Here is a 19,364-nt window from a genome sequence, read left to right as displayed (position 1 = left end):
TCTGGCACACTGAAACCGTGCCCGAATCCGCGAATCCCCCCATCCCGGCCGCGTACGACATCGTGTGGGCCGTCACGGCCGTCGCCCTCCGCGGGTGCGCGATGCGGGAGGCGACGCCGTGAACGTCACGCTGCTCACACGCTACGTCGCGGTCGCCGAGGAGCTCCACTTCCCTCGCGCGGCCGCATCCCTCGGCATCCCACTCCCGGCGCTGCACTCCGCGATCGACAAGCTCGAGTCCGAGGTCGGCCACACGCTGATCACGCGCGACAACCCCACTCGGCTCACACCGGCCGGAAAGCTGTTCCTCGACGAGGCCCGGCGGCAGATCGCCGCAGCTCCCGCACCGGCAGCGAAGCCGAAGGCACCCGCCGGCGGCAAAGCCAAGGCATCGAAGGGCAAGGGGCGTGCCCCGGCAGTCAAGGGTCAGCCGAAGCCGTACAAGAAGCGTCAGGGTCGCTGAGGCGCACCCGACTGCGGCGTCGACACGCGGCATCCGCGCCGGTCACAGCTCGACGACCCGCCCGGCCTCGACCCTCCAGTGGCGATCCGTCTCGACCGTGTCGAGCATCCGGCGGTCGTGGGTGACCAGGAGCAGCGTGCCGTCGTACGACTCGAGCGCCTGCTCGAGCTGCTCGATCGCCGGCAGGTCGAGGTGGTTGGTCGGCTCATCGAGCACGAGCACGTTCACACCGCGGGCCTGCAGCAGCGCGAGGCCGGCACGGGTTCGCTCCCCCGGCGACAGCTCATCGACCGGCCGACCGACGTGATCGGCCTTCAGGCCGAACTTCGCGAGCAGGGTGCGGACGTCGGACGACGCCATCTCGGGTGCGAGGTCCTCGAACGCCGCGGCGAGGGGACGCGCTCCGACCAGGAGCGAGCGCGCCTGGTCGATCTCGCCGATCTGCACGTTGGCCCCGAGACTCGCGGTGCCCTCATCCGGCGCCTGGGTTCCCAGCACCGCGCGGAGGAGGGTCGACTTCCCCGCGCCGTTCGGCCCCGTGATCCCGATCCGCTCGCCCGCGTTCACCTGCAGCGACACCGGACCGAGGGTGAACGAGCCCTGGCGGAAGGTGGCCGAGTTCAGCGTCGACACCACCGAGCTCGACCGCGGAGCCGCACCGATCGTGAATTCGAGCTGCCACTCCTTGCGCGGTTCGTCGACCTCCTCGAGCCGCGCGATCCGGCTCTCCATCTGCCGCACCTTCTGCGCCTGCTTCTCGCTCGACTCCATCGACGCCTTGCGCTTGATCTTGTCGTTGTCGGGCGACTTCTTCATCGCATTGCGCACGCCCTGGCTCGACCACTCGCGCTGCGTGCGCGCCCGCGCGACGAGGTCGGCCTTCTTCTCGGCGAACTCGTCGTACTTCTCCCGTGCGTGGCGGCGCAGCGTCGCGCGCTCCTCGAGGTAGGCGTCGTATCCGCCTCCGTACACCCGGTTCGAGTTCTGCGCGAGGTCGAGTTCGAGCACACGGGTCACGCAGCGCGCGAGGAACTCGCGGTCGTGACTGACCAGCACGACACCGCCGCGGATGCCGCGCACGAAGGTCTCGAGCCGCTCGAGGCCGTCGAGATCGAGGTCGTTCGTCGGCTCGTCGAGCAGCACGATGTCGAAGCGCGACAGCAGCAGCGCCGCGAGCCCGACACGGGCCGCCTGCCCGCCCGAGAGCGCGGTCATGCGCGCATCGCCGCCCACCTCGAGCCCGAGGTCGGCGAGCACGACCGGCAGGCGCTCGTCGAGGTCGGCGGCGCCGCTCGCGAGCCAGCGGTCGAGGGCGTCCGAATAGACGTCGGCGGGATCGGTCCCGGGCGCCGCGAGCGATTCGTCGCCGAGTGCGGCGGCCGCGGCATCCATCTCGCGCGTCGCCTGCGCGCATCCGGTGCGGCGCGCGATGTACCCGGCGACGGTCTCGCCGTCGACGCGCTCGTGCTCCTGGGGCAGCCAGCCGACGAAGGCATCGGCTGGGGCGAGCGCGATCGTTCCCGCCTGCGGTTCGTCGACACCGGCGAGCAGGCGCAGCAGCGTCGACTTTCCGGCGCCGTTCGCGCCCACCACGCCCACCACATCTCCGGGCGCGACGGTGAGGTCGAGCGAGTCGAAGAGCGTGCGATGGCCGTAGCCGCCGGCGAGCCCCTGCACGACGAGGGTGGCGGTCATGTCTCTCGTCTCTCCGGATGCCGCGCGCAGCGCGACGTGTCGATGGCGGGGATGTCCCGCGGCACCGTCAGTCCCAGTCGAGGTACTCCTCGATGATCACGGCGGTCTCGACCGGGTGCGTCATCGGGAAGAGGTGGCCGCCGCCGGCGATCGACTTGACGCTCGCACGCTCGGGTGCGGTCGCCTGCAGCGCCGCGCCGAGGTCCGGCGGGGTGACGTCATCTTCGGAGCCCTGGATGATGAGCACCGGCACGACGGGCGCGAGCGCGATGTCCTCGTCCTCCACGCCGAGCAGCAGCAGTCCGTCGACGCGGTCGGGATGCGCCGCCACGAACTCGCGCGCCACGGTGCCGCCCACGCCGTGCCCGCCGATCCAGGCGCGCTCGTGCCCCAGGTGGTCGAGCACGGCGGTGACGTCGGCGACGCGCTCGCGCGGGCTCTCGGTGTCGGAGCGCGAGCCGATGCGCACGATGTGGAACCCCGCCTCCTCGGCGAGGTAGTGCGCGACGACTCCGAGTGCATCCTTCTCGAGGTCGTGCTCGGGAATCAGAACCAGCACGATCGGGCCCTCGCCGTCGATGACGTGCGGAATCGCGAAATCGGTCATCTGGGTCCTCTCAGACGTTGAAGCGGAACTCGACGACATCGCCGTCCTGCATGACGTAGTCCTTGCCCTCGAGGCGCGCCTTGCCCTTCGCGCGCGCCTCCACGACCGACCCGGTCTCGATGAGGTCGTCGAACGAGATGACCTCGGCCTTGATGAAGCCCTTCTCGAAGTCGGTGTGGATCACGCCGGCGGCCTGCGGAGCCTTCCAGCCCTTGCCGATCGTCCACGCGCGGGCCTCCTTCGGCCCGGCGGTGAGGTAGGTCTGCAGCCCCAGCGTGTCGAACCCGATGCGGGCGAGCTGGTCGAGACCCGACTCGTCCTGTCCGGTCGAAGCGAGCAGCTCGGCCGCCTCCTCCGGGTCGAGGTCGATGAGCTCGGACTCGATCTTCGCGTCGAGGAACACGGCCTGCGCAGGGGCCACCAGGGCGGCAAGGGCCTCTTTGCGCGCGGCATCCGTCAGCACCGCCTCGTCGACGTTGAAGACGAAGATGAACGGCTTGGCGGTGAGGAGGCCGAGCTCGGCGATCGGAGCGAGGTCGACTTTCGAGCCCGACAGCAGCTCTCCGCGCTGCAGCGCGTCGCGCGCCTCGATCGCGGCGGCGAGCACCGAGGGGTCGAGCTTGCGGCCCTTGACCTCCTTCTCGTACCGCGTGATCGCCTTCTCGAGGGTCTCGAGGTCGGCGAGCTGCAGCTCGGCGTTGATCGTCTCCATGTCGTTCTGCGGGTTCACCGCACCGTCGACGTGAACCACGTCGTCGTCGGCGAAGCCGCGCACCACCTGGGCGATCGCGTCGGCCTCGCGGATGTTCGCGAGGAACTTGTTGCCGAGCCCCTCCCCCTCCGAGGCGCCGCGCACGATGCCGGCGATGTCGACGAACGACACCGCGGCGGGCAGGATCCGCTCGGAGTGGAACACCTCGGCGAGCTTCGCGAGTCGCGGGTCGGGCAGGTTGACCACGCCGATGTTCGGCTCGATCGTCGCGAACGGGTAGTTCGCCGCGAGAACCTGGTTCTTGGTCAGGGCGTTGAAGAGGGTCGACTTGCCGACATTCGGGAGACCGACGATTCCGATGGTGAGAGCCACGGGCACCCAGTCTACGGGTCACCGGATGCCTGCCCCGGCGCCACCGCGTCTGCGACGGGCCGCTGCGGGCTCAGGACGATGCGGTCGCCTCGTGCGGATCGACGCGCCAGCGCATCAGCACGTTGCCCGACTCCGGCCACACGCGCGTGTCGAGCAGCTTCAGCGCGACCGACGGCCGCGAATCGAACAGGGGCACGCCCGTGCCGGCGATGAGCGGGAAGGTCACGAGGTGCAACTCGTCGACGAGCCCCGCGCGCAGGAGATGGTTCCACAGCACGCGCCCGAGCAGGATGAGGATGCCGGCCCCCTCCCCCTGCCGCAGCGCCCCGATCTCGCGGACGGAGTCGTCGATCCGCACGATGCGCACCTTCTCGTACGGCGCGACGTCGTCCTCGCCGATCGTGTCGGACACGACGATCTTCTCGATGCCGAGGATGAGCTCCGCCAGCTCGCGTCGGATCGCCGTCGCCGCGGCATCCGCCCGCACCCCCGTCCAGTACGCGAGGTTGCCGAGCGCCGAGCGCCTGCCCGACAGCACCAGCGTGCCCGAGGCGCGCAGCAGCTCGGCGGTGTAGTGGTCGAACGAGTCGGCCCCGTCGTAGTCGGGATGCTGATGCTCGAAGAACGAGCCGATGTCGTGCTCGTCGTCCTCGTATCGCCCGTCGACGGTGACGAAGTTGCAGACGGTCAGAGTGCGCATGCGCTCACGCTAGTCCCGTGCGCCGACACCGCACCGGACCCCGCGGTCACGGGCGGACGAACCGGTACGCGTGGGTGACGTAGGGCAGGTCGATGACGGATGCCCCACCCGCGGTCACACGGTGGTGCCGGTCGAACAGCGCGTCGACGGCGGCGAGGATGCGGCCACGTTCCTGCTCCTCGGCGGTGATCACGTAGCTGCGGGATGCCGCCATGTCGACGAGCGAGCGCCGATCCAGCTCACGCGACCACTCCCAGCGGCGGTACTCGGCCGCGCCGTAGGGATCCGCGACGACCGGGCCTCCCGACGCGAGCAGCTGCTCGGCATGGCTGCCGTGCATCGCCGTGGTGAGCTCGGCGACCCACGGCACGGACTCGTCGCGGATGTTCCACACGAGCCCCAGCACGCCGCCGGAGCGCAGCACGCGCGCCGTCTCGGCCGAACCGTGCTCGGGGTCGACCCAGTGCCACGCCTGCCCGAGCAGCACGGCATCGAGTGCCGCGTCGGGAAGCGGCATCCGCTCAGCCGTCCCGACGAACGTCGGCACGCCGAGCACGCTCGCGCGCAGGGTCTGCAGCATCGTCGGATCGGGATCGATCGCCACCACCTCGGCGCCGGCCTCCACCATCGTCCGCGTGAGCTTGCCGGTGCCGGCGCCCACGTCGGCCGCCCGCAGCGCGCGCCCGGGGTGGTGCACGGGGGCCAGCATCCAGTCCACGGCTTCACGCGGGTAGTCCGGGCGACCCGCCTGGTAGGCGGCTGCCGCCGCCCCGAACGATGTGGACAACTCCTCGCGACCTGCCATGCCACGAACCTACCCACCTCGCCCGACGCCCGCAGGCCGATCGTGGCGATGCAACCGGGCGCAACCTCGCGATGCCTACCGTCGAGCCCGAGGCGGAGCAGCCTCACCACACACGAGGAAGTGATGTCGATGACGATGACGCAGACCCAGACCACCCCCAGCCGCGGTGTCGTGCCCGACGGCACGATGCGAGCCGCCGTCGTGGTCGCACCAGACCGGCCGCTCGTGGTCGCCGATGTGCCGATCCCCGCTCCGGGCCCGGGTCAGGCGCTCGTCCGCGTGATCACGAGCGGCGTATGCCACACCGACCTCCACGCCGCGCGCGGCGACTGGCCGGTGGCTCCCAAGAGCGACCTCATCCCCGGGCACGAGGGCTACGGCGAGGTCGTCGCCCTAGGCGACGGCGTGACCACCCTCGCGGTCGGCGACCTCGTCGGGAACGCCTGGCTGTGGAGCGCATGCGGCACCTGCGAGTACTGCCGCACCGGGTGGGAGACCCTCTGCCCCGAGCAGCAGAACGGCGGGTACTCGGTCGACGGCAGCTTCGGGGAGTACATGCTCGTCGACGAGCGGTTCGCCGCACGCATCCCCGCCGGCGCTGACCCCGTCGAGGTCGCCCCGATCCTGTGCGCCGGGGTCACCGTGTACAAGGGCCTCAAGATGACCGAGGTCAAGCCGGGTGAGTGGGTGACGATCTCGGGCATCGGCGGCCTCGGCCACATCGCCGTGCAGTACGCCCGTGCGATGGGCATGCGCGTCGCCGCCGTCGACGTCGACGACGCGAAACTCGCCCTCGCCCGGGCCCACGGCGCCGAGGTCACCGTGAACGCCGCCGAGCAGGATCCCGGCGAGGCGATCCAGTCCGCCACGGGCGGAACCCACGGCGTGCTGGTGACGGCGGTGCACCCGAAGGCCTTCGGCCAGGCGCTCTCGGTCACGCGCCGCGGCGCGACGATCGTGTTCAACGGACTGCCGCCGGGCGACTTCCCCGCCGACATCTTCGACATCGTGCTGCGGGCGATCACCATCCGCGGCTCGATCGTCGGCACGCGGCAGGACATGATCGAGGCGCTGGACTTCTACGCCCGCGGCGAGATCCACCCGACCGTCGCGGTCGAGAGCATCGACGACATCTTCGAGCGCATGGAGCACGGGAGGATCGACGGCCGCATCGTCATGCAGTACTGACACCGGACGGCGGGGGTCGGATGCGCGGCATCCGGCCCCTGTCGCGTTCGAGGTCGCCGGAGCATCCGCGACGAGCCCCGGCGCGCCTGTCGCGCGTGGCAGCACCGGCGGGTGAGGGTGGAGACGTGCCACTGGACTTCACCGCGATCGACTTCGAGACGGCGAACTCCTCCAACGCCTCGGCGTGCGCCGTCGGCCTCGTCCGGGTGCGCGGCGGCGAGGTGGTCGCTAAGACCGGCTGGCTGATCCAGCCGCCGCCCGGTCACGACGTGTTCTTCGAGCTCAACACGCGCATCCACGGCATCGAGGCGGCCGATGTCGCCGGCGCGAAGGGGTGGACCGACCAGCTCGCCGATCTGGTCGCCTTCGCCGGCGACGACGTCCTCGTCGCCCACAACGCCGGGTTCGACATGGCGGTGCTCAAGCGGGCCTGCGAGGCGACCGGCGCCGACTGCCCGCCCTACCGCTACGCGTGCAGCCTGCAGATCGCGCGCCGCGTCTACGCCCTCCCCTCCTACCGGCTGCCGTTCGTGGCTGCCGAGGCGGGCTTCGCCGACTTCCCCCACCACAACGCGACGGCCGACGCCCTCGCCTGCGCGCACATCATGATCGACGCCGCACGCCGCGTGGCCGCCGACGACATCGACGCCCTCGTCGCGGGCGCCGGCACCAGGGTGATGCGGGTCGAGCTCACGGATGCGCCGGCGAGCTTCGCGACGGCATCCTGATCGGGATCACCCGGATCGCCGCCCGGCGATGTCGGTGGCCGAGGGCATCCTGAGGTCATGGACGCACTTCCGCTCTCACTCCTCGTGATCGCCGCCCTCGCGATCGGCGCTCTCGCGGGCTGGGCCGCCGGCCTCGCGCGGGCGTCGGCCCGCGCCGCCCGCGAACAGGTGGAGCTGACCGCGCGCGTGGCCGCGGCGGATGCTGCCCGCCAGGGCGTGCAGGCGCAGCTCGACCACCAGCAGATGCTCTACCGCGAGCTTTCGCAGCAGGCCCGCAGCGATCAGGCGCAGCGCGAGGAGCGCGAGCGGCGCGAGCAGTCGGTGCTGCGGGCCCTCGCGCCCGTGCAGGAGACGCTGCAGGCGATGCAGACCAAGGTCGACGACCTCGAACGCGACCGCCACACCCAGTTCGGGTCGCTCGCCGAACAGCTGCGGCGCTCGCACGAGTCGGGCGAAGCTCTGCGGGCGACGACCGAGTCGCTCGCGAGCGCGTTGCGCTCGGGCAGCACGCGAGGCGTGTGGGGCGAGACGCAGCTGCGACGCGTGGTCGAGGCCGCGGGACTCACCCGGTACGTCGACTTCGACCTGCAGACGTCGATCACGTCGGATGCCGGGGCCGGACGTCCCGACATGATCATCCGGCTGCCCGGGGGCAAGTCCATCGCCGTGGATGCGAAGGTTCCCCTCGACGCGTACCTCGAGGCGAGTGCCATCTCGCTGACGGCGCAGGGTGCCGAGGCCGCGCGGCGGCGCACCCTGCTCGAGCGCCACGTCAAGGCGGTGCGCGCGCACGTCGATGCGCTGGCGAAGAAGGCGTATTGGGCGGGCCTCGAGTCGAGCCCGGAGTTCGTCGTCTGCTTCGTGCCGAGCGAGTCGCTGCTGGCCGCGGCGCTCGAAGAGGACCCTGCGCTGCTCGACTACGCGTTCGGCAAGCGCGTGGCACTGGCTTCACCGGTGAACCTCTGGGCCGTGCTGAAGACCGTCGCGTACACCTGGACCCAGCAGGACGTCTCGCACGAGGCGCGGGCGCTGTTCGAGCTCGGCAACCAGCTGTACGAGCGCCTGGGCGGGCTCGCCGGTCACGCCGATGATCTGCGCCGCGCGATCGAGCGCACGATCGACAGCTACAACCGGTTCGCCGGATCCCTCGAGACGCGGGTGCTGGTGAGCGCCCGCAAGTTCCCGGGCATCGACGAGACCAAGCTCGACGCCGTGGCCGCTCCGTCGGCGATCGAGAAGGCCCCTCGCCGACTCACCGCACCCGAACTGGTGGGCTCGCCGATCATCGAGCCCGCCACAACGCCGCACCCGCGAGACGTCGCCGCCGTCACGGCCGATCTCGGTGACCTGCGCACGAGGATCGACACGGCCAGCGCAGCCGACCGGATCAGCGGCATCGAGCCTGGCGCGGACTGAGTGCCGTCGCAGTGAGCGTCGGCGAGGTGGCCGAGCGAGGATGCGAGGTCAGGCGCCGCCGGGGACGAAGCTCAGCACGACGATGACCAGCGCCGACACGCCGACGAACGCGCCGATCATCCACCAGACGCTCACCTCGTGCCCCTCGTCGCGGCGCTTGCGCAGCAGCACGTCGGGGCGGCGCGCGGGATCCACGGCATTCGCGATGACAGCGTGAGCACCGGTCTGCGGCGACGCGCTGCTGGTCGGTCCGGTCATCTCGGAAACTCCCTTGATCTGGGAAAAGTCAGGTCGCGTCGCCGTTGACACCATCCCGATTCTGCCAGAGCCGACGCATCCGCGCATCACCGACCCGCCGGGAGCCTCCTCGGTGGAACCGTTCCCCCAGCGGTCGCGGCGACCGCCGTGCGGCCGCGCGCCTGCGTCAGAGCCACTTCGAGACGAGGTGCTCCGACGAGATGCGGCGGAGCGTTCCCGACGCCCCCCGCAGCACGACGCTCTCGGTGAAGACGTAGCCGCCCTCACGGCGCACTCCGGCGACGAGTGCGCCGTCGGTGACGCCGGTCGCGACGAAGATCGTGTTGTTGCCGCGCACCAGCTCGTCGGCCTCGTACACGTGGTCGTCGAGCTTCAGACCCGCGTCGATGCCGCGCTGCTTCTCGTCGTCGTCGCGGGGCCACAGCCGGCCCTGGATGTGCCCGCCGAGCGCCTTGATGGCGCACGCCGTGACGATGCCCTCGGGGCTGCCCCCGACGCCGACACACATGTCGGTGCGGGCGTTGTGTCGCGCCGCGTTGATGCCGCCGGCGACGTCGCCGTCGCTCATGAGGCGGGTGCCGGCGCCGGCCGCGCGGATCTCGTCGATCAGCTGCTCATGGCGGGGGCGGTGGAGCACCGAGACGACGATCTCGTCGACAGGCTTCCCCAGGGCCTTCGCCAGCAGCCGGATGTTCTCGCCGATCGGCAGTCTGATGTCGACGACACCGACGCCCTCGGGCCCGGTGACGAGCTTGTCCATGTAGAAGACGCTGGAGGCGTCGAGCATCGTGCCGTGCTCGGAGACGGCGATCACCGACAGCGCATTGTTGCGACCGGCCGCTGTGAGCGAGGTGCCGTCGATGGGATCGACGGCGACGTCGGCGCGCGGCCCCCGGCCGTTGCCGACCCGCTCGCCGTTGAAGAGCATGGGCGCCTCGTCCTTCTCGCCCTCGCCGATGACGATCGTGCCGTCGAAGTTCACCGTCGTGAAGAACGCCCGCATGGCGTCGACGGCGGCGCCGTCGGCCGCCTCCTTCTCACCGCGCCCGATGAAGGGCACCGCGCGGATCGCGGCCGCCTCGGTCGCGCGCACCAGTTCGAGTGCGAGATTGCGGTCGGGATGCAGGGGGCTCATGTCCCCGGTCAGGCTCACCATGCCGTCACTCTAACCATCAAGGCACGGGAATCGCCCGGGTTAACGTCAGCAGAAGGCGAAAGATCCGTGAATCTTTCTCGTACGGCAGACGGCGACGTTCGTGGCGGCGCTGCCGGCCATCGCCCCCGGCGATCCCGCGCCCGCTTCGCTAGAGTTTCACGTATCCCAGCCACCGCGAGCATCCACTCGCCCGAACTGCGACCCATGAGCCCGCGAGCCCGCTCGCGCCGACACCGCAACCGCGAGCCCCGCTCGCACGAGGACCGCACCGCGAGCTCCGCTCGCCCAAACACACAGGGAGCATTCATGCCCGTCGCCTCTCCGGAGCAGTACGCCGACATGCTGGATCGCGCGAAGGCAGGCGGATTCGCCTACCCCGCGATCAACGCCGCCAGCTCGCAGTCCGTCAACGCCGTCCTCCAGGGCCTCACCGAAGCCGGCTCCGACGGCATCCTGCAGGTGACCACCGGCGGTGCCGACTACTTCGCCGGCCACACCGTCAAGGCGCGCGCCACGGGCGCCCTGGCCTTCGCCGCCTACGTGCACGAGGTGGCGAAGAGCTACCCGATCACGGTCGCCCTCCACACCGACCACTGCCCGAAGCCCGCGCTCGACGACTTCGTGCTCCCCCTCATCGCCGCGTCCGAGTCGGTCGTCGCCGACGGCGGCGCCCCCATCTTCCAGTCCCACATGTGGGACGGGTCGGCGGTCCCCCTCGACGAGAACATCGAGATCGCGAAGGAGCTGCTCCCCCGCCTGAAGGCGATCAACGCGATCCTCGAGGTCGAGATCGGCGTCGTCGGCGGCGAAGAGGACGGCGTCAAGCACGAGGGCTCGAACGAGGCGCTCTACACGACTACCGCCGATGTCGCGAAGGCCGTCGAGGCGCTCGGACTCGGCGACCAGGGTCGCTGGATCGCCGCGCTCACCTTCGGCAACGTGCACGGCGTGTACAAGCCCGGCAACGTCAAGCTGCGCCCGGAGCTGCTCGGCGAGATCCAGCAGGGCATCGCCGCGCAGTTCGGCACGGGTGAGAAGCCGCTCGACCTCGTCTTCCACGGCGGCAGCGGCTCGACCGACGAGGAGATCGCCCTCGCGGTCGCCAACGGCGTCGTGAAGATGAACATCGACACCGACACGCAGTACGCGTTCACGCGCTCCGTCGCCGGCTTCATGTTCGCCAACTACGACGGCGTGCTCAAGGTCGACGGCGAAGTGGGCAACAAGAAGGCCTACGACCCGCGCGCCTGGGGCAAGATCGCCGAGTCGGCGATGGCCGCCCGCGTCGTCGAGGCCACCAAGCAGCTCGGCTCGTACGGCAAGAGCGTCAGCTGACGTCGACGTCGCAGATCTGAACGACGGATGCCCCGGCATCACCCTCGCGAGGGGGCGATGGCGGGGCATCCGTCGTTCACGGAACATTCATCCGCGCCCCTGATGCGGCCGCGTGACGCCGGGCGGTAGATTGCGGCCATGACGGTCGACCCGACGCAGCACGTCGAAATCGCATCCGGCATCGCGGCGGAAGCGCCGCCACGCCGTGGGCCGCTGGCGTCGAGTCGACTCGTGCTCGGCGGGGTCGCGGCCGTGTCCCTCGCCGTCTCGGGGATCCTGCAGTGGGGTGCCGCGTACCAGCGCTGGGGCGCCTGCGATGCCGACACCGTCCTCACGGATGGGGCCGTCGCACCCGGGTTCGACTTCACCGGATCGACCGAGTGCTTCATGCACGAGGACCACCTCTTCGATTACTCGCTGCCGGCCGATCCGTGGGTGGCGATCGGCACCGCGGCGCAGCTCTACGGCTGGGCGATGCTCTTCCTCGCCGTCGCGATCGTGCTGATCGCCGTCGCCCCCGTGATGCACGGATCGATGGAGCGATCGCGGGCTGTGCGCAGCGGCACGGTGACGGTCGCGGGTGCCGCCGTCTTCGCCGCAGGCATCACGGTGACCGGCGTCCACGCGATCCTGTCGGGGGCGGCAGGCTCACCGTCGTCATGGCTGACGACCGCCGGGATCGCGATGTGGGTCTCGCAGCTCGCGTGGATCGTCTGGCTCGTCGCCACCGCGCTGCGGACGCCGCGGTGGTCGCCGCCGGTGCTCCTGCTCGGCGCGTTCACCCCCATCGCGCTGATCCCCCTCTACGCGATCGCCCCGCTGTTCGTCGGCGGGTACTGGTCTCACGACTCGACGCCCTGGACCGAGGCGATCCCGGCCTACGCCGCCGGGCTGGCGGCCGTGCTGGTCGTGGTGGCGCTGCTGCCCGACATCACCGGGACCCGGCACGCGGCGGCCACCCGCGCGCCGGCGCCCGCCGTCGACCCAGACCCCACCGGCGGCGATGCGCTCGCCCCGCGCCCGCGACTCTTCCGGGTCGCGATGGTCTGCGTCGCCGCGGCACTGCTCATCGCAGCCGCCGTCTCCCGCCTCCTCGTCCTCGGATGGTGGGAGACGCAGACCGATCCCCTGGTGCCGGCCGTGCACACGCTGATCGCCTCCGCGTGCACGCTGGCCGCTGTCGTGCTCGTCGGCCTCGCGGCGCTCACCTCGACGACGGCGCAGGGGCGCGTCGGCTGGCGACGGTTCGCCGCAGCATCACTCGCGGTCTACGCCGCGGCGGCCGCCACTGAAGCCGTCATCGCGATGCGCGGCGCGTCGGTGCACGATGCGGACGCCCCGATGACGGCGTGGGATCTGGTCTTCACCCCCGCCGTGCATGTCGGACAGGCGGCTTTCCTGGCACTGCTCGTCGCCGTCGCGGTCGTCGCTCCGGTCTGGCTGCTGCCGCTCCTCCCGCTCGGGTCGGGCACGCTGATCGGCGCGTCGATCGCGTCCGCGGTCGGCGGGATGCTCGGATCCCTCGTGGCACCCGGCGACTTCCGAGCCGCGGCGCTCGCGTTCGTCGTCGTGCCCGTCCTCGCGGCCGCGCTGGCGGTCGGCACGCTGTTCGCAGAACCCCGACTCATCCGCGGCATCGAGCGGATGCGGGCATCCGGCGCTCGGATCTCCTGATCGGCGCGGCGACCGATGCCCGAAAGCGCCTGTCGATATCGACGGGCGGGAGGCTCAGGTCGCGACGACGGCCTGCCACACCCCGGGATCGGTCATGATCGGCACGGCGAGCAGCACGCCGCCGATCGCCGAGAAGACGATGCCTCCCACCACGGGGATCCACCAGGTGAGTCGGCCGCGGCGAAGACTCAGCCACGACAGCGACGCGGTCACCACCCACCCGACGATGAGCACGATCACCGCGACGAGAGCCCACGACGACGCCGCACCCGGATCGGTCAGCGTCGCGTCGACGCCCATCGTGTCGAAGACGGTCTCGGCGTAGGTCGGAAAGTCCCGCACGATCGAGAACGTCGAGATCACGTTGACGAGGCCGTACGCGAGGAGCGCGACGGTGGCGATGCGGTCGACGGGGCGCACCCGGGGCGCCGCCTTCGCAGACCCTGCCGGCGCCGACGGAGCGACGGCCGGCGCCACCACGGGCGCGGCGGGCTCGGGCGCCGGGGCAGGCTCAGGCTGGAGAACCGGATCGGGCTGACGGATGCGCGCGCGCTGCTCCTCGGGCGTCGCGTACTCGCCGTACTGCGGTCGCGGACGCGGCGCGGTGGGTAGCGCGTCAGCGGGCCGGGCCGCCTGCGCCGCGTGCACAGGCTGTGCCTCCGCGGCGCTCCCCCCGGTCCGCCCCGCGGCCACCGGTCCCGAGCCCGTCGGTTCGTCGGCGTCGGCGCTCACGCGCGCGTCCGCCCGCCCAGTGCGCGCCCGTCGCGCTTGCCCGCGGCATCCTGTCGCAGTTCCTTCGGCAGCGAGAACATGAGGTCCTCCTCGGCGGTGCGCACCTCTTCGACCGAGCCGTAACCTGCTGCGGCGAGGTCGGCGAGCACCTCCTGCACGAGCACCTCGGGCACCGATGCGCCGCTGGTGACGCCGACCGTCTCGACGCCGTCGAGCCAGGACTGCTCGATCTCGTCGGCATAGTCGACGCGGTAGGCGGCCTTGGCGCCGTACTCGAGGGCGACCTCGACCAGGCGGACGCTGTTCGAGGAGTTCGCCGAGCCCACGACGATCACCAGATCGGCGTCTTTCGCGACCTTCTTGATCGCCACCTGGCGGTTCTGCGTCGCGTAGCAGATGTCGTCCGACGGCGGATCCTGGAGCTGCGGGAACCGCACCCGCAACCGGCGGACGGTCTCCATCGTCTCGTCGACCGACAGCGTGGTCTGCGAGAGCCACACGACCTTCGAAGGATCCTTGACCTCGATTCGGTCGGCGTCGTCGGGCGAGTTCACGATGGTCACGTGCTCGGGGGCCTCGCCCGCCGTGCCCTCGACCTCTTCGTGCCCCTCGTGGCCGATGAGCAGGATCTCGAAGTCGTCGCGGGCGAAGCGCACGGCTTCGCGGTGCACCTTCGTGACGAGGGGGCAGGTCGCATCGATGGCCTGCAGATCGCGATCGGATGCCGCGTCCACGACCGCGGGCGACACGCCGTGCGCGCTGAAGACGACGTGCGATCCCGGGGGCACCTCGTCCACCTCGTCGACGAAGATCGCGCCGGCGGCCTCGAGCTCGGTCACGACGTGGATGTTGTGCACGATCTGCTTGCGCACGTACACCGGCGCGCCGAATCGCTCGAGCGCCTTCTCGACGGCGATGACCGCCCGGTCGACACCGGCGCAGTAGCCGCGCGGCGAGGCGAGGAGCACCCGTTTGCGCCCCGTGACGGGGATATCCTGGAGGCGTTCGCGCCGCCGCGGTACACGCGGGACGGGCATGCTCACGAGCTTCGGGCCCACGGTGCTGGTACTCACCCCACGATTCTACGTTCGACCGCCGGGCGCAGAGCTGTGTGCGAGCTCCGCGCGACGAGAGCGCAGCCCCCGGGGCGACGAAAGGACCACATGACCTCGTTCCAGCCCGAGGCCGTCCCCGGCCAGCCCCCGCCCCCCGACTCGGTGCGCCCGCGCGACTCGACCGCCGAAGCGCCCACGTCGGTGGCGCGGCTGAACGAGACGATCCGGGGCTTCATCCAGACCTGGGGGTCGGTCTGGGTCGAGGGCGAGATCACTGCGTGGAATCTTCGGGGCGGCAACGTCTTCGGACGACTGAAGGATGCCGGTGCCGACGCGACGCTGTCGTTCCGGCTCTGGTCGTCGACGCGCGAACGGCTCCCGCAGGATCTGAAGGTCGGCGATCACGTGATCGTCTGCCTCAAAGCCGACTTCTTCGCGAAGTCGGGTGACTTCAGCTTCACGGTGTCGGCGATGCGGCACGTCGGTCTCGGCGATCAGCTCGAACGCCTCGAGCGGCTCCGGGCGCAGCTGCGATCGGAGGGCCTGTTCGACCCGGCCCGCAAGAAGTCCCTCCCCTTCCTCCCTCACACCATCGGGCTCATCACGGGCGAGAACTCCGACGCCGAGAAGGACGTGCATCGCAACGCCGAGCTGCGCTGGCCCCAGGTGCTCTTCCACACCCGCCACGCCGCTGTGCAAGGAGACCGCTGCGTCCCCGAGACGATCGCCGCGCTGAAGGCACTCGACGCCGATCCCGAAGTCGACGTCATCATCATCGCGCGCGGCGGCGGCGACCCGCAGACGCTGCTCGGCTTCAGCGACGAGCGACTGCTCCGAGCCGTGGCCGCGGCATCCACTCCCGTCGTCAGCGCGATCGGCCACGAGAACGACCGGCCGCTCCTCGACGAGGTCGCCGACCTTCGCGCGTCGACGCCGACGGATGCCGCCAAGCGCGTGGTCCCCGATGTCGCCGAGCAGCGCGCCCTCGTCGCGCAGCTGCGATCGCGGCTGACCACCCGGCTCACTCACCGGGTGACGAACGACATCTCGCAGCTCGAGCAGCTCCGCAGCCGCCCGGCGCTGCGCACCCCCGAGGCGCTCGTGCAGACGCGCGCCCACGAGATCGCCCTGCTCGTCGACCGAGGGCGGGCTCGCGCCGACAGGGCGATCGACGTGCACGCCCGCCGCACCGACGAGCTCCGTGCATCGCTGCGCGCCCTCTCCCCGGCCTCGACGCTCGCCCGCGGCTACGCGATCGCGCACCTCGGCGACGGCGTGATCGTGCGCGACGCCCGCCAGGCGCCGACGGGCACGGCCGTCGTCGTGACCGTCGCACAGGGCACCTTCGCCGCGAGGTCGGAGGGCGAGGTCGACGAGCGCACCGCGCCCGGACGCGATCCTGCCGAGACCGGAGGCGGCGCCGCAGAGGCACCCGGGACGGCGAACTAGGATGGAACCCATGACCGAGTCGAGCGCCGCCCCCGCCGACGTCTCCTCGCTCTCGTTCGAACAAGCGCGCGACGAGCTCGTGCGCGTCGTGGGCGAACTCGAGCAGGGTGCGCCGACGCTCGAGCAGTCCCTCGCCCTGTGGGAGCGGGGCGAGGCCCTCGCCCAGCGCTGCGAGGAGTGGCTGCTCGGCGCCAAGCGCCGCCTCGACGCCGCCCGCACGCAGGGCGCCGGCGGGAGCGCGAGCTGATGGCGCGCGGAGAGCGCATCGTCGCCGAACTCGGCCGAGCCGAGACCCCCGCGGAGACCGCCGCCCGCAAGGCCGAGTCGTCGCGCGTCTACCGGTCGAGCCAGACCACCCGCAACCTCATCGCGGCACTCATCGCCACCCTCGCGATCGTCGTCGTCATCATCTTCGCGGTTCCGCGCGGCACACCCCCCGAACGGGAGCCCATCGACGTCGCGGGCATCGCCGAGCGCTACACAACGGCCGAATCCCGCACCTTCATCGCGCCGGAGACCCCCGACGGCTGGGTCGTGAACGCGGCGACCGTCGACGGAGCAGGACCGCGCGCCTGGACGATCGTGACCGCATCCGAGGACGACGTCGAATTCCTTCGCGTCGCGCAGGGCCTCGACGCCGACGAGGCATGGCCGGCGCGCGTCCTCGCCGGTGCCGACATCGACGGCAGCGTCACGATCGACGGCATCACGTGGGACCGCTACGACATCGACGACCCGTCGCGCGCCGACAACATCTCCGTCGCACTGGCCACTCGGGCAGGGACCGACACCGTGCTGATCTACGGGCAGGCGTCGGACGCCACCCTCGAAGGCGCTGCACAGTCGGTCTCCGACGACATCCGCACCCTGATCGAGGAGAACGAATGAGCGACGACCCGACCGCCCAGAATGCGCTGCCCGCGAAGGTCTGGGCCGAGATGGTGCGCGGCAACGCCCGCTTCGTCTCCGGCGCCCCGCGGCACCCGCGGCAGGACGTCGACCGTCGCAACGAGCTCGCCGGCGGTCAGCGTCCGCGCGCTGCGCTGTTCGGATGCTCGGACTCGCGCCTGGCCGCCGAGATCATCTTCGACAAGGGCCTCGGCGACCTGTTCGTCGTGCGCAACGCCGGACAGGTCGTGTCTGACTCCGTCGTCGGCAGCCTCGAGTACGCGGTGGCCGTACTCGAGGTCCCCCTCATCATCGTGCTCGGACACGACGCCTGCGGCGCCGTGCGCGCTGCCATCGACATCACGCAGCCGGAGGCTCCGCCCCTCCCGCCTCACATCTGGCGCCTCATCTCGCCGATCGTGCCGGCCGTGCGCCGCGTGCAGCGTGCAGCGACTGTCGACGGGGTCGTGCCCGAGCAGCTGGACGCCGAGGAAGTCGGCCGCGAGCACCTTCGCGACACCGTGGCCGAGCTGCTGCACGAATCCGAGCTGATCAGCGCAGCCGTCGCCGACGGACGCCTCGCGATCGTCGGCGCCAACTACCGCCTCGCCGAGGGCACCGCCGTGCCCGATGTGATCGTCGGCCTGCCCGACCCCAGCTGACCCACCCCAGACCGGAAAGACGAAGGAACGAAGACGTGACCGACATCGAGTACCGCATCGAGCACGACACCATGGGCGAGGTGCGCGTCCCGAAGGACGCCCTGTACGCCGCGCAGACCCAGCGCGCCGTTGAGAACTTCCCCATCTCGGGGTCGGGGCTGGAGTCCACCCAGATCGCGGCGCTCGCCCGCATCAAGAAGGCGGCGGCGCTCGCCAACGCCCAGCTCGGCACCCTCGACGCGGCGATCGCCGACGCGATCGCCGGCGCGGCCGACGAGGTCATCACCGGTTGCTACGACGATCACTTCCCCGTCGACACGTACCAGACGGGCTCGGGCACGTCGTCCAACATGAACATGAACGAGGTGCTGGCCACCCTCGCCACGCGATCGCTCGGTGCGACGGTCCACCCCAACGACCATGTCAACGCCTCGCAGTCCTCGAACGACGTCTTCCCGACCTCGGTGCACATCGCTGTCACCCAGGCGCTGATCGACGACCTCATCCCCGCGCTCGACCACCTCGCGGTCGCGCTCGAGACGAAGGCCGACCTGTGGAAGACCGTCGTGAAGTCGGGGCGCACGCACCTCATGGATGCGACCCCGGTCACGCTCGGCCAGGAGTTCGGCGGGTACGCCCGCCAGATGCGTCTCGGCATCGAGCGCGTGCAGGCCGTCATCCCGCGCGTCGGCGAGGTGCCGCTCGGCGGAACCGCCGTCGGCACCGGCATCAACACACCGCTGGGATTCCCGCAGAAGGTCATCGAGATCCTCGCCGCCGAGACCGAGCTGCCCATCACGGAGGCGAAGGACCACTTCGAGGCGCAGGCCAACCGCGATGGTCTGGTCGAGACCTCGGGCGCGCTGCGCACGATCGCGGTGTCGCTCACCAAGATCAACAACGACCTGCGCTGGATGGGGTCGGGCCCCAACACGGGTCTCGGCGAGCTCCACATCCCCGACCTGCAGCCGGGCTCCTCGATCATGCCCGGCAAGGTCAATCCCGTCGTGCCCGAGGCGACCCTCATGGTGTGCGCCCGCGTCATCGGCAACGACGCGACCGTCGCCTGGGCGGGGGCCTCCGGCTCGTTCGAGCTGAACGTGGCCATCCCCGTCATGGGCACCGCACTGCTCGAGTCGATCCGCCTCCTGTCGAACGCCATGCGCGTGCTCGCCGACAAGACGGTCGACGGTCTCGAGGCCAACGTGGAGCGTGCTGCAGCCTTCGCCGGCATGTCGCCGTCGATCGTGACGCCGCTGAACAAGCTGATCGGCTACGAGGCAGCAGCGAAGATCGCGAAGCACTCCGTCGCCAAGGGCATCACCGTGCGCGAGGCGGTGATCGACCTCGGCTACGTCGAGCGGGGTGACCTCACGCTCGAGCAGCTCGACGAGAAGCTCGATCTGCTCTCGATGACGCACCCCGGATGATCCCGGGCACTGCTCACTTCGCCCGCGTCGCGGGATAAT

At 71.0% G+C, this 19,364-nt stretch carries 20 protein-coding genes; 11 read left to right on the top strand and 9 right to left on the bottom strand.

Annotated features, from left to right (window positions below; translation table 11 throughout):
• Positions 1-118 precede the first annotated feature (118 nt).
• A complete protein-coding gene (locus tag JOD63_RS04565; protein WP_045275749.1) occupies positions 119-463 on the top strand; it encodes a LysR family transcriptional regulator in 345 nt (114 codons plus the stop codon).
• A gap of 42 nt (positions 464-505) precedes the next feature.
• On the opposite strand, the gene JOD63_RS04560 is transcribed toward JOD63_RS04565, so the two are convergent.
• The 5 genes from JOD63_RS04560 to JOD63_RS04540 form a co-directional block, all read right to left on the bottom strand.
• Positions 506-2,158: an ABC-F family ATP-binding cassette domain-containing protein gene (locus JOD63_RS04560; protein WP_045275748.1), complete on the bottom strand. Its 1,653-nt coding sequence runs from the start codon at positions 2,156-2,158 to the stop codon at positions 506-508.
• 67 nt (positions 2,159-2,225) lie between these two features.
• Positions 2,226-2,765 (bottom strand): alpha/beta fold hydrolase, encoded by a 540-nt coding sequence (locus tag JOD63_RS04555; RefSeq protein WP_052682513.1) that lies wholly within the window; start codon positions 2,763-2,765, stop codon positions 2,226-2,228.
• A gap of 10 nt (positions 2,766-2,775) precedes the next feature.
• Entirely contained in the window at positions 2,776-3,849 is a 1,074-nt protein-coding gene (gene ychF / locus JOD63_RS04550) for a redox-regulated ATPase YchF (protein ID WP_045275746.1), read from the bottom strand.
• A 70-nt stretch (positions 3,850-3,919) separates the two neighbouring features.
• Entirely contained in the window at positions 3,920-4,549 is a 630-nt protein-coding gene (locus JOD63_RS04545; RefSeq protein WP_045275745.1) for a dihydrofolate reductase family protein, read from the bottom strand.
• A gap of 46 nt (positions 4,550-4,595) precedes the next feature.
• On the bottom strand, positions 4,596-5,354 hold the full coding sequence (locus tag JOD63_RS04540) for a class I SAM-dependent methyltransferase (protein ID WP_045275744.1): 759 nt from the start codon (positions 5,352-5,354) through the stop codon (positions 4,596-4,598).
• Positions 5,355-5,540: 186 nt separating this feature from the next.
• Between JOD63_RS04540 and adhP the strand changes: the two genes are divergently transcribed.
• The 3 genes from adhP (at position 5,541) to JOD63_RS04525 (ending at position 8,686) form a co-directional block, all read left to right on the top strand.
• Positions 5,541-6,542 carry an alcohol dehydrogenase AdhP gene (gene adhP, locus JOD63_RS04535; protein ID WP_045275789.1) on the top strand — a complete coding sequence of 334 codons (1,002 nt, stop codon included), beginning with the start codon at positions 5,541-5,543 and terminating at the stop codon, positions 6,540-6,542.
• A gap of 125 nt (positions 6,543-6,667) precedes the next feature.
• Positions 6,668-7,270 carry a 3'-5' exonuclease gene (locus JOD63_RS04530; RefSeq protein ID WP_045275743.1) on the top strand — a complete coding sequence of 201 codons (603 nt, stop codon included), beginning with the start codon at positions 6,668-6,670 and terminating at the stop codon, positions 7,268-7,270.
• Positions 7,271-7,327: 57 nt separating this feature from the next.
• Positions 7,328-8,686 (top strand): DNA recombination protein RmuC, encoded by a 1,359-nt coding sequence (locus JOD63_RS04525; protein WP_045275742.1) that lies wholly within the window; start codon positions 7,328-7,330, stop codon positions 8,684-8,686.
• Between the two features lie 48 nt (positions 8,687-8,734).
• Here JOD63_RS04525 and JOD63_RS04520 read toward each other — a convergent pair whose 3' ends face one another.
• Both JOD63_RS04520 and glpX read right to left on the bottom strand, forming a co-directional pair.
• A complete protein-coding gene (locus JOD63_RS04520; RefSeq protein WP_084613524.1) occupies positions 8,735-8,944 on the bottom strand; it encodes a UDP-N-acetylmuramyl pentapeptide phosphotransferase in 210 nt (69 codons plus the stop codon).
• 166 nt (positions 8,945-9,110) lie between these two features.
• On the bottom strand, positions 9,111-10,100 hold the full coding sequence (glpX, locus tag JOD63_RS04515) for a class II fructose-bisphosphatase (protein ID WP_045275740.1): 990 nt from the start codon (positions 10,098-10,100) through the stop codon (positions 9,111-9,113).
• A gap of 306 nt (positions 10,101-10,406) precedes the next feature.
• On the opposite strand from glpX, the gene fbaA reads away from it, so the two are divergent.
• Both fbaA and JOD63_RS04505 read left to right on the top strand, forming a co-directional pair.
• Positions 10,407-11,435: a class II fructose-bisphosphate aldolase gene (gene fbaA / locus JOD63_RS04510; protein WP_045275739.1), complete on the top strand. Its 1,029-nt coding sequence runs from the start codon at positions 10,407-10,409 to the stop codon at positions 11,433-11,435.
• Between the two features lie 138 nt (positions 11,436-11,573).
• Positions 11,574-13,109, top strand: coding sequence for a hypothetical protein (locus tag JOD63_RS04505; RefSeq protein WP_045275738.1), 1,536 nt, complete (start codon positions 11,574-11,576; stop codon positions 13,107-13,109).
• Between the two features lie 54 nt (positions 13,110-13,163).
• Here JOD63_RS04505 and JOD63_RS04500 read toward each other — a convergent pair whose 3' ends face one another.
• A complete protein-coding gene (locus JOD63_RS04500; RefSeq protein WP_045275737.1) occupies positions 13,164-13,757 on the bottom strand; it encodes a DUF6264 family protein in 594 nt (197 codons plus the stop codon).
• A gap of 80 nt (positions 13,758-13,837) precedes the next feature.
• A complete protein-coding gene (locus JOD63_RS04495; RefSeq protein WP_045275788.1) occupies positions 13,838-14,878 on the bottom strand; it encodes a 4-hydroxy-3-methylbut-2-enyl diphosphate reductase in 1,041 nt (346 codons plus the stop codon).
• A gap of 126 nt (positions 14,879-15,004) precedes the next feature.
• On the opposite strand from JOD63_RS04495, the gene xseA reads away from it, so the two are divergent.
• From xseA to JOD63_RS04470, 5 genes are read left to right on the top strand one after another with little or no spacing between them, the layout of a single operon-like run.
• Positions 15,005-16,345, top strand: a complete 1,341-nt coding sequence (gene xseA, locus JOD63_RS04490) for an exodeoxyribonuclease VII large subunit (protein WP_045275736.1) — start codon at positions 15,005-15,007, stop codon at positions 16,343-16,345.
• A gap of 10 nt (positions 16,346-16,355) precedes the next feature.
• Positions 16,356-16,592, top strand: a complete 237-nt coding sequence (locus tag JOD63_RS04485) for an exodeoxyribonuclease VII small subunit (protein ID WP_211088045.1) — start codon at positions 16,356-16,358, stop codon at positions 16,590-16,592.
• On the top strand, positions 16,592-17,233 hold the full coding sequence (locus JOD63_RS04480) for a DUF4245 family protein (RefSeq protein WP_045275734.1): 642 nt from the start codon (positions 16,592-16,594) through the stop codon (positions 17,231-17,233). Before JOD63_RS04485 ends, JOD63_RS04480 begins: the two co-directional genes overlap by 1 nt.
• Entirely contained in the window at positions 17,230-17,895 is a 666-nt protein-coding gene (locus tag JOD63_RS04475) for a carbonic anhydrase (protein WP_045275733.1), read from the top strand. The genes JOD63_RS04480 and JOD63_RS04475 overlap by 4 nt, the downstream gene beginning before the upstream one ends.
• Before the next feature lie 35 nt (positions 17,896-17,930).
• Complete coding sequence (locus JOD63_RS04470; protein ID WP_045275732.1) at positions 17,931-19,325, top strand: class II fumarate hydratase; 1,395 nt, start codon at positions 17,931-17,933, stop codon at positions 19,323-19,325.
• The last annotated feature ends 39 nt before the right edge of the window (positions 19,326-19,364 follow it).

Origin of the sequence: Microbacterium terrae (genome assembly GCF_017831975.1) — a bacterium.
GTDB lineage: Bacteria > Actinomycetota > Actinomycetes > Actinomycetales > Microbacteriaceae > Microbacterium > Microbacterium terrae.
Note: the sequence above shows the minus strand (reverse complement) of the source record. Positions and strands in the feature narration are given on the sequence as shown.

Excerpts from the sequence above, each read along its gene's own strand:
- adhP (WP_045275789.1), top strand. The coding sequence starts at position 5,541 with ATGCGAGCCGCCGTCGTGGTCGCACCAGACCGGCCGCTCGTGGTCGCC.
- JOD63_RS04505 (WP_045275738.1), top strand. The coding sequence starts at position 11,574 with ATGACGGTCGACCCGACGCAGCACGTCGAAATCGCATCCGGCATCGCG.
- fbaA (WP_045275739.1), top strand. The coding sequence starts at position 10,407 with ATGCCCGTCGCCTCTCCGGAGCAGTACGCCGACATGCTGGATCGCGCG.
- JOD63_RS04480 (WP_045275734.1), top strand. The coding sequence starts at position 16,592 with ATGGCGCGCGGAGAGCGCATCGTCGCCGAACTCGGCCGAGCCGAGACC.
- JOD63_RS04555 (WP_052682513.1), bottom strand. The coding sequence starts at position 2,765 with ATGACCGATTTCGCGATTCCGCACGTCATCGACGGCGAGGGCCCGATC.
- JOD63_RS04545 (WP_045275745.1), bottom strand. The coding sequence starts at position 4,549 with ATGCGCACTCTGACCGTCTGCAACTTCGTCACCGTCGACGGGCGATAC.
- xseA (WP_045275736.1), top strand. The coding sequence starts at position 15,005 with ATGACCTCGTTCCAGCCCGAGGCCGTCCCCGGCCAGCCCCCGCCCCCC.
- glpX (WP_045275740.1), bottom strand. The coding sequence starts at position 10,100 with ATGGTGAGCCTGACCGGGGACATGAGCCCCCTGCATCCCGACCGCAAT.
- JOD63_RS04525 (WP_045275742.1), top strand. The coding sequence starts at position 7,328 with ATGGACGCACTTCCGCTCTCACTCCTCGTGATCGCCGCCCTCGCGATC.
- JOD63_RS04485 (WP_211088045.1), top strand. The coding sequence starts at position 16,356 with ATGACCGAGTCGAGCGCCGCCCCCGCCGACGTCTCCTCGCTCTCGTTC.
- JOD63_RS04495 (WP_045275788.1), bottom strand. The coding sequence starts at position 14,878 with ATGCCCGTCCCGCGTGTACCGCGGCGGCGCGAACGCCTCCAGGATATC.
- JOD63_RS04540 (WP_045275744.1), bottom strand. The coding sequence starts at position 5,354 with ATGGCAGGTCGCGAGGAGTTGTCCACATCGTTCGGGGCGGCGGCAGCC.
- JOD63_RS04560 (WP_045275748.1), bottom strand. The coding sequence starts at position 2,158 with ATGACCGCCACCCTCGTCGTGCAGGGGCTCGCCGGCGGCTACGGCCAT.
- JOD63_RS04520 (WP_084613524.1), bottom strand. The coding sequence starts at position 8,944 with ATGACCGGACCGACCAGCAGCGCGTCGCCGCAGACCGGTGCTCACGCT.
- JOD63_RS04475 (WP_045275733.1), top strand. The coding sequence starts at position 17,230 with ATGAGCGACGACCCGACCGCCCAGAATGCGCTGCCCGCGAAGGTCTGG.